Below are 13,942 nucleotides of genomic sequence, written 5' to 3'. Positions count from 1 at the left end.
CTCTCCGTGTGTCTGCCGCTTTAGCCCAGCATTCCCTTGCCGTGACCAACTGCCGATTGCATGGTTTTTACCACAACGAACGCATCCCGAAGATGACTTCGCTCAAAATCCGACAGGTCCGAGGGCGGAAGGAAATTGTCGGGTTTCCGATCACTCTTCACAAGCCTGACCTGATGTTCAAGCCGGGTTTCTGCAATCAGATCATAGGCATCCAGCAAATCCCGCGCCCCGGAGGTACTGAGGATACCGCTTGATGCGGCGGCGTTCAGGCGTGCTCTGGTATTGGCTTCGGTAAGTTGCCCTTGAAGGCTGTAGATCCGTGCAAGGTCAACGACGGGGACCACGCCATTATGTTTGAGATCCAGCGTGTTGCGATGCTCACCCGACCGAATGGTTGCAATCCCGCGCAACAGACCCAGCGGAGGCGTGTGTTTTAGCGAGTTCGAGATCATATGCGCGACAAAGATCGAATTTGCGTTGGCGGCTGCCAAAGTCTCGGCCTGCAGATCGTCGAACAGGTGAAAGGCCCCGCCAATCGGACGCAGGTCGAACATGACCGAAGCCAGCATCTGTGCCTCGGGGTTCGGTTTGGCGATCCAGCCGTTGAAGTACTCGCGCCAGACACGGACGGGCTGACACCAGCGCGGGTTAGTGGCCATCATGTCGCCAGGGCAATAGAAATAACCACAAACATCCAGCCCATCCGAGACGAATTTTGCCAGCTTTGCGAAGTAGCCCATATCCGCGTCCGAAACGCTGTCATCCAGCATCAGGCAATTGTCCTGATCGGATACGCCGGTCTGCTCCTGCCGCCCCTGTGATCCGCAAGCCAGCCACAGGTAGGGAACGGGTGGGGGTCCCAGTTTGTCTTCGGCCAGTTTAAGCAGGCGACGGGTCGCCGTATCTGCGATATCGGTGATCAGGCGGGTTACGATTTCATGCCTGTTTCCGGCTGCAACCAATTGCACCAGCAGTTGCGGGATTTCAGCGGTCACCGCCGCCATTTTATCTGCCGTGTCCGCTTGTACAATCCTGCGGACCAACTCTGCCGAGTTAACCGCCTGATAGTGGGTCAGATCCGTCTGCGTCACGATACCGACCAGACGACCCCCCTCGCTGACCGGAATGTGGCCGATCCCGCGTTCCATCATCACATGCAGAACGTCCGAGCCAATATCCGAAGGTGATAGGGTGATCGGGTTTGCCGTCATAATCGCTGAGATCGCCGTGTCGGCAGGCATGCCATTGGCCACGAATTTACCTGAGATGTCGCGCAGTGTGGCGATGCCCAGAAGGTCATCCGCCTCGGTGACACAAAGCGAAGAAATGTGCTTGTCGCGCATCATCCGGGCGGCTTCCTGAACCGGTGTGCCTGGCGGACACGTCGTAGGGTTATGTGCCATCAGAACGTCGATGGCGCTGGTGGCCAGGCTTTGCGGACCGGACCGGTTCGATCGGGTCCGATTGAAGAATTTCGAAACGACGTCGTGGCCATCTATAAGTTGACGCACCAGGTCGGGGGGCAAAACCAGCAACACGGATGGCGTATGCGCCCGCGCTTTAGTCGCGGCCTTGCCGTCCTTTAGCAGGCCGCGCTCTCCGAACGAGTTTCGCAGACCAAGATGGGACACGACAGCGTCGTTCTCATCGGTAATCTCAACTTGCCCCTCGTAGATCACAAAGACGCCGGGCAGGGTGTGCCCCAATTCGTATACGGGAAAGTCCTCGTCGACCTCCCATACCTCGATCTGCTTTGCGACCTGATCCAACGTTTCCGGGGGCAGGGCATCATAGGGATGTACGGACTTTAGAAACCGGGTGATCTGGTCATGGGACAGGGGCATCAATCACTCCTTGGTTTCTGGTTTAAAAATCCCGCCCGGTGGAGTGCCGGACGGGAAAAGTTGATCGAAAGACGCGGCACAGGAAAGTTAACCTTATGCCGCATCATGCTCACTTGTTCTGAGCTGCGCCAGCGCCACGGGGAATGCGGACGCTTTCGACCAATTCAACGATCTCCGGCGGAGTCTCTTTGGTCATTCCGGCGACGACGTAAGCGACGCCGAAGTTGATCATTGCACCGATGGCGCCGAACGAGGTCGACTTGATCGGACCCAGGAGCGGATCAGCATCAGTGAACGAGTTGGTGCCCGGAATGAACAGCCAGCCCTTGTGCAGGAAGATGTAGACCAGGGTTACGGTCAGACCAGCCAGCATACCTGCGACAGCACCGGTGTTGTTGATACGGGTCGAGAAGATCCCCATCATCAGCGCCGGGAAGATCGAGGCAGCCGCCAGACCAAACGCCAGGGCCACGGTTTGCGCCGCAAAGCCCGGTGGGTTCAGACCCAGATAGGTTGCGACAACGATGGCCACGGCCATGGCGATACGAGCAGCCAGCAGTTCTCCTTTTTCAGAGATTTGCGGGTTGATCGCACCTTTGACAAGGTCGTGGGATACCGCCGACGAGATCGCCAGCAACAGACCCGCAGCGGTCGACAGAGCAGCCGCAAGACCACCGGCAGCGACCAGACCGATCACCCAACCCGGCAGGTTGGCAATCTCGGGGTTGGCCAGAACCAGAATGTCGCGGTTGAACTTGGTCAGCTCGTTTCCGACCCAGCCTTTTTCTTCGGCAAGTGCCTGCATGTCGGCGTTCTTGTCGTTGTAGTACTGGATCTTGCCGTCGCCGTTCTTGTCTTCCCAGTCCAACAGACCGGTTTTCTGCCACGTCTGCATCCAGTCATAGCGCGGATCATTGTCGATATCCTCGACCGAGACAGCGCCACCTTCGATGCCACCATTGGGCCACATCATGTCGGTGATGTTCAGACGCGCCATTGCGCCAACCGCAGGGGCGGTCAGATACAGCAGAGCGATGAAGACCAGCGTCCAGCCAGCGGACCAGCGGGCATCCGACACTTTCGGTACGGTGAAGAAGCGCATGATCACGTGCGGCAGACCGGCGGTGCCGATCATCAGCGACAGTGTGAACAGAACCATGTTCAGTGTGTTCGAGTGGTGGGCAGTGTATTCGTTAAAGCCCAGCTCGGTCACGATCGCGTCAAGCTTGGTCAGCAAAGGCTCACCACTGGCAGTATCGCTGAACAGACCCAGCGCCGGAACCGGCGTGCCGGTCAGCTGCAGCGAGATGAAGATCGCCGGGATTGTGTAGGCAGTGATCAGTACGCAGTACTGTGCGACCTGAGTGTAGGTCACGCCTTTCATCCCACCGAACACTGCGTAAGCAAACACGACACAAGCACCGATCAGCAGACCAGAGGTGTTCGATACTTCGAGGAAGCGGCCAAAGGCCACGCCCACACCGGTCATCTGACCAATCACGTAAGTCACCGATGCAACGATCAGACAGATCACTGCAACGATACGCGCGGTCTGGCTGTAGAAACGGTCGCCGATGAATTCCGAGACAGTGTATTTGCCAAACTTACGCAGATAGGGCGCAAGCAGCAGTGCCAGCAGCACGTAACCGCCAGTCCAACCCATCAGGAAGGTCGAATTGTCATAGCCGGTAAAGGCAATCAGGCCCGCCATCGAAATGAACGAGGCCGCAGACATCCAGTCTGCCGCTGTTGCCATGCCGTTGGTGACTGGGTGAATGCCGCGACCGGCGGCGTAAAATTCCGATGTGGAACCCGCACGGGCCCAGATCGCGATGCCGATGTACAGCGCAAAGGACGCGCCGACAAAGAGCAGGTTGATGGTAAACTGGTCCATTCCGCTTACTCCTCATCCACGCCGTATTCGGCGTCCAGCTTGTTCATGCGCCAGGCGTAGTTGAAGATCAGCACCAAAAAGACCAAGATCGATCCTTGCTGAGCGAACCAAAAGCCCAGATCGGTGCCGCCAACGGCGATGCCGGACAGCAATGGACGCAGCAGAATGCCGAATCCAAAAGACACCAGCGCCCAGATCACGAGGCTGATGTAGATGAGACGCAGGTTCGCCTGCCAATAGCCCTTGTCGGCCTCGGCAGTCTGCGCGGAGTGTGTTGATTGATCCGCCATTGCGGGTTCCTCCTTCGCTTCTTCCATGGGCGACCCGTTGTCTTAAACCTCCAACGCGCGGGGTCGCTTTTCGAAATGCCGAATGCCAGGGTGGCATCAGGCACGACTTCTCCGATCCGCCAAGGCGGGTACTTTGAAGTTTTCCTTTAGGAATTGGGCCCTTATTCAGGGCGGGCCGTCTTCCCTTAGTTCATGGCGTCGCTGACAATCCTTTCCAGATTGCCAGCGATGTCTTCGATATTGCCCATGGCGTTCAGGCCTTTTAGAACGCCGTGGTCTTGGTAATAAGTAATCAAAGGCGCGGTTTGCGCGTGATACGCAGCCAGCCGCGAGGCGACGGTTTCGGCGTTGTCATCAGCACGGCGCTTGAACTCGGTGCTGCCGCACTTGTCACACTTGCCTTTAACAACAGGGACCTTGAACGTGTCATGGAACCCTTCGCCACATCCGGCGCAGGTGTAGCGGCCCGAGATACGGATAACCATTTCGCCGTCCTCAACCTCAAGACTGATGGCGGCGTTGATCTTCTGCCCGGTTTCCGACAGCAATCCGTCCAGCGCCTCGGCCTGAACCGTTGTGCGTGGAAAGCCGTCAAGAATGACGCCCTTGGCGCAATCCGGTTCAGCAAGACGGTCGCGCAAAATGGCAATGACGATCTCGTCGCTGACCAGATCGCCGGCTTCCATCACCGCCTTAGCGGCCTTGCCGGCCTCAGTTCCTGAGGCGACAGCCGCACGCAACAGGTCGCCGGTGCTGAGTTGAACCAGCCCGAACTTGTCTTCAAGCATACGGGCCTGTGTTCCCTTCCCGGCACCCGGAGGGCCGAGAAGGATCAGAACAGCGGGTGTGGTGATCGTGGCAGCGTCCATCACATCCTCACTTGTTCGCACGGTTTTCGATCAGGTCTTCGACCACCGACGGATCGGCAAGCGTAGACGTGTCACCCAATGCGCCAAAGTCGTTCTCGGCAATCTTGCGCAGGATACGGCGCATGATCTTTCCCGAGCGGGTCTTGGGCAGACCAGGAGCCCACTGGATCACGTCAGGCGATGCAATCGGGCCGATCTCGGTCCGGACCCATGTGCGCAGCTCTTTCAGTAACTCATCCGACGGCTCACGGTCATTCATCAGAGTGACATAGCAATAGATGCCTTGTCCTTTGATTTCATGGGGATAGCCAACTACAGCAGCTTCAGCGACCGCGCCGTGCGCGACCAGAGCGCTTTCGACCTCGGCTGTGCCCATGCGGTGGCCCGAGACGTTGATCACGTCGTCAACCCGGCCAGTGATCCAGTAATCACCATCCTCGTCACGACGGCAGCCGTCCCCGGTAAAGTAGTAGCCTTTGTAATCCGAGAAATAGGTCTTCTCGAATCGTTCATGATCACCCCAGACGGTGCGCATCTGGCCGGGCCAGCTGTCTTTGATACACAGAACACCTTCGACACCGTTTCCGGTGATCTCGACACCAGACTGCGGGTCCAACACGACCGGTTGAATGCCAAAGAAAGGCTTCATCGCGGCACCAGGCTTCATCGCGTGTGCTCCGGGCAGGGGAGTCATCAGATGACCACCGGTCTCGGTCTGCCACCACGTGTCAACAATGGGGCAATTTCCCTTACCGACGACCTCATTGTACCAGTTCCAGGCTTCAGGGTTGATCGGTTCACCCACGGTGCCCAGTAGTTTCAGGTCGCTCAGATCATGCTTCTCGACCCACTCATTGCCTTGCCCCATCAACGCGCGGATCGCGGTTGGTGCGGTGTAGAACTGGTTGACCTTGTGCTTGGCGCAGACCTCCCAGAAACGACCCGCGTCGGGGTAGGTGGGAACGCCTTCGAACATCAGCGTCGTCGCACCGTTGGCCAGCGGGCCATAGACAATATAGCTGTGCCCAGTGACCCAGCCCACGTCGGCCGTGCACCAGTAGGTGTCGCCCTCGTGGTAATCAAAAGTGATCTCATGGGTCAGTGATGCAAAAACCAGATAGCCGCCAGTGGTATGCACCACACCCTTGGGTTGTCCGGTCGAGCCCGAGGTGTAGAGGATGAACAGCGGGTCTTCGGCGCTCATCTCAGCAGGGGCGCAGTAGTCATCGGCCTCAAGCGCCATTTCGTTGTAGTCATAGTCGCGACCGTCGATCCATGTGGTCTGACCGCCGGTGCGCTTGACCACCAGGCATTTAACGGTGTCCTTGCAGTGCAGAAGTGCGGCGTCCGCGTTGGATTTCAGCGCGGTTTTGCGGCCGCCTCGCGGGGCCTCGTCGGCAGTGATTACAACCTTTGCGTCGCAACCATTGATCCGCGCTGCCAGAGCGTCGGGTGAGAAGCCCGCAAAGACGATCGAATGGATCGCGCCAATTCGTGCGCAGGCCAACATGGCATAGGCGGCCTCCGGGATCATCGGCATGTAAATCACGACGCGATCGCCCTTACGCACGCCCAGCGATTCCAGAATGTTGGCCATCCGGCATGTCCGGCGGTGCAACTCAGCATAAGTGATGTGCTGCGCTTCGTCTTTTGGATCATCCGGTTCCCAGATGATCGCGGTTTGATCGCCGCGGGTTTTCAGGTGGCGGTCCAGGCAATTGGCCGAAACGTTCAGCGTGCCGTCTGCGTACCAGTTGATTCCGACCGAGCCGAAATCATAGTTTACATCTTTGACCTGTGTGTAGGGCTTGATCCAGTCGATCCGCTTGCCTTGTTTGTCCCAGAACGCGACGGGATCGTTGATCGAAGCCGCATACATCTCAGTGTATTTTTCAGCATTCACATGCGTGCGGGCTACGGTTTCGGCGGACGGCGGAAAGGTATTGGCTTCTGCCTGGGCAGCGGTTGTCATTCTGAGGCTCCTCCCTCTGGATCATATTGAATCAGACCGATTTTGCCTGCTGAACTGGCGATGTCGATCTGTTTCCTCCTTATGCGCAATAATACGGAGAGCTGAAAACAAGGAAATAAATTACCGATTTCTCACGATTAGTTTGTAAATTATTTTTTTGACCCAGAGTGATTTTGTAAAGAAAGAGACCATTATTGGGAAAAGTAGTTTTTTTACATAGCTTTGACTGTAATGAAAATTTCTGTGGAAATAGGCTGACCGGTTACAACTAAATTGCATCTGTGACTCACCTTTCGGTTGTTAGCGCTCAACGGTGCCATTCCCAGCTGGTCAGGAATGTTGACCGGGGGTTGGCACATTCCGATGTTGGCGCTAGCTTTGACGCCAAGCGCCTCGGTAAGGGGGTGCAGCAAAGGGAGAAATCAGTATGAAAAAGATCTTGAGCGGCTCTGCTGTGGCCGCCTTGTGTGTTGCGTTCGTGTCCGAGGCAGCCGCAACTGAATGGAATGCTTCGGTCTGGGGCAAACGTCGTGCGTTCACCGAGCATGTTGAGAAACTGTCTGAGTTGGTCAGCGAAAAGACAAACGGCGATTTCACCATCAATGTCAGCTATGGTGGCCTGTCCAAGCCGCGCGAAAATCTGGATGGAATCGAAATTGGTGCGTTTGAGATGGCGCAGTTCTGTGCCGGGTATCATCGCGACAAAAACCGCGCGATCACCGTTCTGGAACTGCCGTTCCTGGGCGTGAACAACTTGGATGAGGAAGTTGCCGTCAGCCACGCGGTTTACGATCACCCTGCCGTTAAGGATGAGATGGCGCAGTGGAATGCGCGTATCATCATGACCTCACCCATGCCGCAGTACAATATTGTCGGAACCGGCGACCCGCGTGACGAACTTGCCGAGTTCGAAGGCATGCGTGTCCGTGCCACAGGTGGTCTGGGCAAGGCATTCGAGGCGGTAGGTGGTGTGCCGACTTCGGTTCCTGCAACCGAAGCCTTTAACGCGATGGAGTCCGGTGTCGTTGACACGGTTGCCTTTGCTCAGCACGCGCACCTGTCTTTTGGCACGATCAACGAAGCAGATTGGTGGACGGCCAACCTGAACCCCGGCACTGTGAATTGCCCGGTTGTGGTCAATATCGATGCCTATGAGGCACTGCCGGCTGAGCATCGCGAGGCGCTGGACAGTTCGATCGACGAAGCGATTGATCACTATCTGGCCAATTATGGATCGCTGCTGGAACAGTGGGACAGCGTTCTGGATGAAAAGGGCGTCGCAAAAGTACAGATCGACGACGCCGTGATCGCCGAGTTCCGCACAAAGGCCGCTGACCCGATCCGCGAGCAGTGGATCGCAGATATGTCCGCTCAGGGTCTGCCTGCGCAGGACCTGTACGACTTGGTCCAGTCCACGCTGGAACAGCAACGTAGCGGCAACTAAGCCAAAAATCCGGGTGCCCATCGGGGCGCCCGGACACCAATAAATACAGGGGAACACCGCAATGGCAGGACAGGCCACGGTGCTTGAGGACAGCAGCCTCCTGAGTTCTTTGGATCGTAAGTTGTTGAGGCTGGAACGGTTTCTGGCTCTGATCAGCGGTATCGCCGTGTTCAGTCTTATGGTTCTGGCGGTTGTCTCGGTCAGCGGACGCAATGCGATCAACGCGCCTTTGCCCGGTTATGTCGACTGGATCGAACAGGCGATGCCGCTGATTGCGTTTTTGGGCATTTCATATGTACAGCGCGATGGCGGTCATATCCGGATGGACATTGTCATCTCACGTCTGCACGGGCGGGCACTTTGGTTGTTCGAGCTAATCTCGGTCCTTCTGATCCTTCTGCTGATGTTGGCTTTAGTGTGGGGCAGCTGGTCCCATTTTGACCGCTCGTTCGACTTTGGCGCTCCTATGTGGAGCCGCGACAGTTCGATCGACATCGGCATCCCGCTTTGGCCGGCCAAATTGCTGGCACCTGTGGCGTTCTCGGTGCTTTGCCTACGGCTGTTACTTCAGGTTTGGGGATATGGTCGCGCGCTGATCGTAGGGGCGGAAAGCCCCGTAGCCGTTCCACTGATACAGGATGCGGCCGCTCAGGCCGCTGCCGAGGCCGAGCAATTCGAAGGGCAGGACTAGCGCATGGACTCGATTGAAATTGGCCTGTGGGTCACGGGTGGCCTACTGGTTCTGGTTGTGACCGGAATGCGCGTGGCCTTCGCGGCGGCTCTTGCGGGGCTGGTCGGGTTGGTTTGGATTTTCTGGGCCAAGTTTGGATACGATCCTGATCGCTTCGGCAAAGCATTAACCGTCGCGGTCAAGACGGCGGGGCAGGTGCCCCATTCCAAGGTTGCGGCCCATACACTCAGCCTGATCCCCACCTTTATCTTGATCGGTTATCTGGCCTATTACGCAGGGCTGACTCGCGCGTTGTTCGAGGCCGCTAAACGTTGGGTTGCGTGGGTGCCCGGAGGGCTCGCGGTTTCGACTGTGTTCGCCACAGCCGGGTTCGCGGCCGTTTCTGGCGCGTCGGTGGCGACCTCGGCTGTGTTCGCCCGGATCGCTATCCCCGAGATGCTGAAAGTCGGTTACAACAAGCAATTCGCAGCCGGAGTGGTCGCAGCGGGCGGTACACTTGCATCCCTTATCCCGCCATCCGCGATCCTTGTGATCTATGCGATCATCGTGGAACAGGATGTGGGCAAACTGCTGCTTGCCGGGTTTATCCCCGGTGCATTTTCGGCCGTTGTGTACGGTCTGCTGATCGTCGGCATCGCGGTTGTGTTCAAAAACGTTGGTCCACCGGTAACAGGCTTCACCTGGAAGCAGCGTTTTGCGTCGCTGCCGGGCGCGTTTCCGATTGTCGCCGTAATCCTGATCATCATTTGCTTTGTCTATAACCCGTTTGGAGAAAAGGCTTGGGGCACTCCAACCGAAGGCGGGGCTATCGGTGCCTTCATCGTCTTCTGTTTCGCCCTTTTCCACGGGATGCGGTGGCCCGAGCTGAAATCGGCGCTGCTGGAAACCGCCAAACTGACGGCCATGATCTTCACGATCATCTGGGGGGTGCTGATCTACGTACGGTTTCTGGGGTTTGCGGATCTTCCAGGCGCGTTTTCGGACTGGATCACTTCGTTGGAAATGTCGCCGATGCTGATCCTGATCTGTATCCTGCTGGCCTACGCCGTCTTGGGCATGTTCATGGACGCTATCGGCATGCTGTTGCTAACGCTGCCAGTGGTCTACCCGGCGGTCATGGCCCTGAACGGGGGCGAGACGGTCAGCGCCGCAGAAAGCGCCTTTGGCATGTCAGGTCCGATGTGTGCGATATGGTTCGGTATTCTGGTCGTGAAAATGGCCGAGTTTTGCCTGATCACGCCGCCTATTGGTCTGAATTGTTTCGTGGTGGCAGGCGTGCGTCCGGATCTGAGCGTTCAGGACGTGTTCAAAGGCGTTACGCCGTTCTTCATCGCCGACGGCGTAACGATCGCGCTGCTCGTGGCGTTTCCCGGTATCGTACTCTACCTGCCGTCATTGGCCGGGTAGAAAAAGCCCCCGGTGGTGAACCGGGGGCCAGTCGACGTGAAGTGCGGGTTCTTCAGCTCGCCCGCATCAGCATCCCATACAGATCCCGTGGATCATCCGGATCGGCCAGCATGTCCAAAGGTTCAAAGAAATCAGTGCCTTCGATGGCGGACTGGATGTAGCGCAGCGCAGAGAAATCCTCGATCGCGAAGCCGACGCTGTCAAACAGCGTGATCTGGTGGTCATCTTGGCGCCCCTTGGCCTGACCTGTCATCACCTGCCACATCTCGGTCACCGGATGATCGTCATCCAACGCCTGAATCTCGCCTTCGATACGAGTTTGCTCGGGGTATTCGACAAAGATCTCAGACCGCAGAAGGATGTCTCGGTGCAACTCGGTCTTGCCGGGACAGTCTCCGCCAATGGCGTTGATATGCACGCCCGGTCCAACCATGTTGTCGGTAAGGATAGTGGCATATTTCTTATCCGCTGTGCAGGTGGTGATGATCTGCGCGCCCTCGATGGCATCTTCAGGTGTTTTGCATAACACAACTGTCAGTCCGGTGTTCTTGAGGTTCGCTGCACATTTCTCGGTCGCTGCGTGATCGGTGTCATACATACGTACGGTGTCAATTCCACACATGGCCTTGAACGCCAAACATTGGAATTCAGACTGCGCGCCGTTGCCGATCATCGCCATGACGCGCGAGTTTTTCGGGGCCAGGTAACTGCCCACCAATGCTGACGTCGCGGCGGTGCGTAGCGCGGTCAGCATCGTCATCTCGGTCAACAGGGTCGGGTAGCCGGTGTAAACGTCAGCCAGCAGGCCGAAGGCGGTGACGGTCTGCAGGCCCTCGGACGTGTTCTTCGGGTGGCCGTTGACGTACTTGAACCCGTAGGCCTCGCCATCCGAAGTCGGCATCAGCTCAATCACGCCATGGGGTGAGTGGGCCGGGATGCGGGGGGTTTTGTCAAAGCTCTCCCAGCGTTTGAAGTCGGATTCAATCTGAGCTGCGATCTGAGTGATCATCTTTTCAAGCCCGATGTGGTGCACCAGCCGCATCATGTTGTCGACGGATACAAAGGGCACAAGCGCCTTGTCGGAAGGTTGCATCATGGTCTCCTATCGGCGGGAAAGGTGGATACCGGCGATCATGCAACGCACTGATCCTCCGGCTGTTTCTATGGTTGGAACTGACAATGGCAGCAGAGTGGCGCTGTCTTCGATAATGTCGGTCTGTTGGGGTGTCAGCGCATCTTTGGCGCGACTGGAAAGAGCCAGCACGAGCCCATCACGACCACTAAGCTCGATGGTGTTTCCGGCAAAATCTGCGATCTGGTCATGGGACAGATCGATTACGGTGCGACCGGATTCTTCCAATCGCGCCTGTACGGTCGCGCGGCGTTCGGCATCGATGATCATGTCGAGGCAGATCAGTGCATAATGTGTGCCGATCCCCATCAGGACATTGGTGTGATAAACGTCTCGGCCTGCGTCGTCCCTAGCTTCGAACGCGATGGGTTCGTAGTTGAAGTTCGTGCAGAACCGCTCCAACAAAACGGGATCAGCGCGGTTTGACTTGACCGTGTAAGCGATGCGGCCGACGTGATCGAGAACCATTGCTCCGGTACCTTCCAGTGCGAGATCGTCCTGTTCCAGCCCCGAATAATCGATCACGTCCTGAACGCGGTATTCCTGTTTCAGCAACTCGATAACATCTGTGCGGCGTTCGCGTCGACGCGACGGAACAAACATCGGATAGATCGCAACGTGCCCGCCGGGATGTGTCGAGAACCAGTTGTTGGGAAAGACACTGTCCGGCGTGTTCTGTTGACCGTGATCATCAAATACATGAACTGTGACGCCTGCATCGCGCAGTTGCTCGACTGCGCGATCATGTTCATCGCGCGCGGCTGCTGAAGTCGCTTCGGCGGATCGGTGTGCCAGTGTCTGAAACGCATTGTCATGGCGAGTCTCTGGGTTCGACACAAACTCGTGCGGTCGAACCATGACGACAGCGGAAGGAGATTGCAGGGAATTCATCAGAAACTCCGGGTCGGGCGGTCGAAGATGCGACGGCCAAGCAGGGACGCGGCCAAGTCGACCATCAGCTTTGCGGTACGCCCACGCTCATCAAGGAATGGGTTCAACTCGACCAGATCCAGCGAACAGACGAGCCCGCTTTCATGCAGCAGCTCCATCGCCAGATGAGCTTCGCGTTCGGTTGCGCCACCGGGAACGGTTGTACCGACAGCGGGGGCGATCGAGGGGTCGAGGAAATCAACATCCAGAGATACGTGAAGAATGCCATTTGCCGCGCGGACACGGTCGAGGAACGCGATCAGCGGCGCTTTGATGCCGTGCTCGTCAATGCTGCGCATGTCTGCCAGCATGGCCTGATCCTGTTCCAGTCGTGCACGTTCAGCCGGGTCCACTGATCGCAGGCCGATCATGCCTACTCGATCCGTTGGGACCGGGGCAGCCAGCGTAGGGAAGGCGTCAAATCCGGGTTGCCCCGTGAAATAAGCAACCGGTGTGCCGTGCAGGTTGCCACTGCCCGTGCTGTCGGGTGTATGAAAATCGCTATGAGCGTCCAGCCAAAGTACGAACAGAGGTCGCCCGATCCCGTCGGCATGTGCTGCCATCCCGGCAACTGTGCCCATGGACAAGGCGTGATCGCCGCCCATAAAAATCGGCAGTCCGTTCGGCGCGGTTTCCTGTGCGGAGCGGCTCAGAGCGCTGGTCCAACCGACGCACTCGGGCAGGGCCACAAGGTGGGGATGCTCCGGTACATCTGACGGATCGGCGCTGACATTTCCAATATCAGACACTTGGTGTCCGAGGTCAGTTAGAGCTTGTTCCAGACCGGCCACCCGATAGGCGTCCGGGCCCATGCGGCAGCCCTGACGACGCTTGCCTGCGTCCATCGGTGCGCCAACCAATATTACATTTTGCGTATCCATATGACTATCTAGGCCCTCATGATGGCTTGCGAAAAGGCAGCAAAATGTTCAAAATGACATTCGGATAAGCGAAATGGGAAGTGGTTATGGACGATTTGGATAGTAGACTGCTGAGTGCATTGCACCGCGACGCACGAGCATCGCTATCCGAACTCGCCGAAACGCTGGGGGTAACCCGCACCACTGTCCGCAGCCGCCTGCAACGGCTCAAACAGTCTGGTGAAATTGTTGGGTTCACCGTCCTCACCCGACAGGACGTCGCGCAGAGCCCGGTGCGCGGGCTGATGATGTTGGAAATCGAGGGCCGTGGGACTGAACGTACGATGGCTCGTATTGCTGCTATGCGACAGGTGCGCGCGGTTCACTCCACGAACGGCAGCTGGGATCTGATCGCCGAAATCTGGACCGAAACCCTGGCCGAACTGGACGAGGTTTTGTTCCAGATCCGGCGCATGGAAGGGATAACCAAATCCGAGACTAACCTGTTGCTGTCCACGCGCAAAGGTCGGGTCTGACGCCCGTAGCGCTTTGAGCTAGAACGAAATTGTGCGAAAGTCGGCCTGCGCGTTTCGATTGTTCAGAGTGTGA

12 protein-coding genes are annotated in these 13,942 nt (G+C 57.4%); 4 read left to right on the top strand and 8 right to left on the bottom strand.

The window, feature by feature from the left end; all coding sequences use genetic code 11:
• Nucleotides 1-20 precede the first annotated feature (20 nt).
• The 5 genes from AC2FFH_RS05985 to acs form a co-directional block, all read right to left on the bottom strand.
• Nucleotides 21-1,844: a DUF294 nucleotidyltransferase-like domain-containing protein gene (locus AC2FFH_RS05985; protein ID WP_496766662.1), complete on the bottom strand. Its 1,824-nt coding sequence runs from the start codon at nucleotides 1,842-1,844 to the stop codon at nucleotides 21-23.
• A 109-nt stretch (nucleotides 1,845-1,953) separates the two neighbouring features.
• Nucleotides 1,954-3,738: a sodium:solute symporter family protein gene (locus AC2FFH_RS05980; RefSeq protein ID WP_058273825.1), complete on the bottom strand. Its 1,785-nt coding sequence runs from the start codon at nucleotides 3,736-3,738 to the stop codon at nucleotides 1,954-1,956.
• Between the two features lie 5 nt (nucleotides 3,739-3,743).
• Nucleotides 3,744-4,028 carry a DUF4212 domain-containing protein gene (locus AC2FFH_RS05975; protein ID WP_496722375.1) on the bottom strand — a complete coding sequence of 95 codons (285 nt, stop codon included), beginning with the start codon at nucleotides 4,026-4,028 and terminating at the stop codon, nucleotides 3,744-3,746.
• A gap of 185 nt (nucleotides 4,029-4,213) precedes the next feature.
• Nucleotides 4,214-4,897, bottom strand: coding sequence for an adenylate kinase (locus AC2FFH_RS05970; protein WP_496844048.1), 684 nt, complete (start codon nucleotides 4,895-4,897; stop codon nucleotides 4,214-4,216).
• 7 nt (nucleotides 4,898-4,904) lie between these two features.
• Nucleotides 4,905-6,869, bottom strand: coding sequence for an acetate--CoA ligase (gene acs / locus AC2FFH_RS05965; protein WP_496843964.1), 1,965 nt, complete (start codon nucleotides 6,867-6,869; stop codon nucleotides 4,905-4,907).
• 427 nt (nucleotides 6,870-7,296) lie between these two features.
• Between acs and dctP the strand changes: the two genes are divergently transcribed.
• From dctP to AC2FFH_RS05950, 3 genes are all read left to right on the top strand, one after another.
• Nucleotides 7,297-8,313 (top strand): TRAP transporter substrate-binding protein DctP, encoded by a 1,017-nt coding sequence (gene dctP, locus AC2FFH_RS05960; RefSeq protein ID WP_496766656.1) that lies wholly within the window; start codon nucleotides 7,297-7,299, stop codon nucleotides 8,311-8,313.
• A gap of 61 nt (nucleotides 8,314-8,374) precedes the next feature.
• A complete protein-coding gene (locus AC2FFH_RS05955; protein WP_170557777.1) occupies nucleotides 8,375-9,004 on the top strand; it encodes a TRAP transporter small permease in 630 nt (209 codons plus the stop codon).
• Nucleotides 9,005-9,007: 3 nt separating this feature from the next.
• Nucleotides 9,008-10,411 (top strand): TRAP transporter large permease, encoded by a 1,404-nt coding sequence (locus tag AC2FFH_RS05950; protein ID WP_058273820.1) that lies wholly within the window; start codon nucleotides 9,008-9,010, stop codon nucleotides 10,409-10,411.
• Between the two features lie 52 nt (nucleotides 10,412-10,463).
• On the opposite strand, the gene ocd is transcribed toward AC2FFH_RS05950, so the two are convergent.
• The 3 genes from ocd to rocF are packed head-to-tail and all read right to left on the bottom strand — an operon-like array spanning nucleotide 10,464 to nucleotide 13,354.
• Entirely contained in the window at nucleotides 10,464-11,507 is a 1,044-nt protein-coding gene (ocd, locus tag AC2FFH_RS05945) for an ornithine cyclodeaminase (RefSeq protein WP_496766652.1), read from the bottom strand.
• Between the two features lie 6 nt (nucleotides 11,508-11,513).
• Entirely contained in the window at nucleotides 11,514-12,434 is a 921-nt protein-coding gene (gene ctlX / locus AC2FFH_RS05940; RefSeq protein WP_170557771.1) for a citrulline utilization hydrolase CtlX, read from the bottom strand.
• On the bottom strand, nucleotides 12,434-13,354 hold the full coding sequence (rocF, locus tag AC2FFH_RS05935; RefSeq protein ID WP_496766650.1) for an arginase: 921 nt from the start codon (nucleotides 13,352-13,354) through the stop codon (nucleotides 12,434-12,436). Before rocF ends, ctlX begins: the two co-directional genes overlap by 1 nt.
• 86 nt (nucleotides 13,355-13,440) lie before the next feature.
• On the opposite strand from rocF, the gene AC2FFH_RS05930 reads away from it, so the two are divergent.
• The gene (locus tag AC2FFH_RS05930) at nucleotides 13,441-13,869 is read left to right on the top strand and encodes an Lrp/AsnC family transcriptional regulator (protein ID WP_496722388.1); all 429 of its coding nucleotides are present in this window, start codon (nucleotides 13,441-13,443) and stop codon (nucleotides 13,867-13,869) included.
• Nucleotides 13,870-13,942: the final 73 nt, after the last annotated feature.

The sequence above is a fragment of the Ruegeria sp. YTSC003 genome, from assembly GCF_059609785.1.
The sequence above is the reverse complement of the archived record's forward strand: the minus strand, read 5'-3'. Positions and strand labels throughout refer to the sequence as shown.

Excerpts from the sequence above, each read along its gene's own strand:
- AC2FFH_RS05950 (WP_058273820.1), top strand. The coding sequence starts at position 9,008 with ATGGACTCGATTGAAATTGGCCTGTGGGTCACGGGTGGCCTACTGGTT.
- acs (WP_496843964.1), bottom strand. The coding sequence starts at position 6,869 with ATGACAACCGCTGCCCAGGCAGAAGCCAATACCTTTCCGCCGTCCGCC.
- AC2FFH_RS05955 (WP_170557777.1), top strand. The coding sequence starts at position 8,375 with ATGGCAGGACAGGCCACGGTGCTTGAGGACAGCAGCCTCCTGAGTTCT.
- AC2FFH_RS05975 (WP_496722375.1), bottom strand. The coding sequence starts at position 4,028 with ATGGCGGATCAATCAACACACTCCGCGCAGACTGCCGAGGCCGACAAG.
- AC2FFH_RS05980 (WP_058273825.1), bottom strand. The coding sequence starts at position 3,738 with ATGGACCAGTTTACCATCAACCTGCTCTTTGTCGGCGCGTCCTTTGCG.
- AC2FFH_RS05930 (WP_496722388.1), top strand. The coding sequence starts at position 13,441 with ATGGACGATTTGGATAGTAGACTGCTGAGTGCATTGCACCGCGACGCA.
- AC2FFH_RS05970 (WP_496844048.1), bottom strand. The coding sequence starts at position 4,897 with ATGGACGCTGCCACGATCACCACACCCGCTGTTCTGATCCTTCTCGGC.
- ocd (WP_496766652.1), bottom strand. The coding sequence starts at position 11,507 with ATGATGCAACCTTCCGACAAGGCGCTTGTGCCCTTTGTATCCGTCGAC.
- rocF (WP_496766650.1), bottom strand. The coding sequence starts at position 13,354 with ATGGATACGCAAAATGTAATATTGGTTGGCGCACCGATGGACGCAGGC.
- AC2FFH_RS05985 (WP_496766662.1), bottom strand. The coding sequence starts at position 1,844 with ATGCCCCTGTCCCATGACCAGATCACCCGGTTTCTAAAGTCCGTACAT.
- dctP (WP_496766656.1), top strand. The coding sequence starts at position 7,297 with ATGAAAAAGATCTTGAGCGGCTCTGCTGTGGCCGCCTTGTGTGTTGCG.
- ctlX (WP_170557771.1), bottom strand. The coding sequence starts at position 12,434 with ATGAATTCCCTGCAATCTCCTTCCGCTGTCGTCATGGTTCGACCGCAC.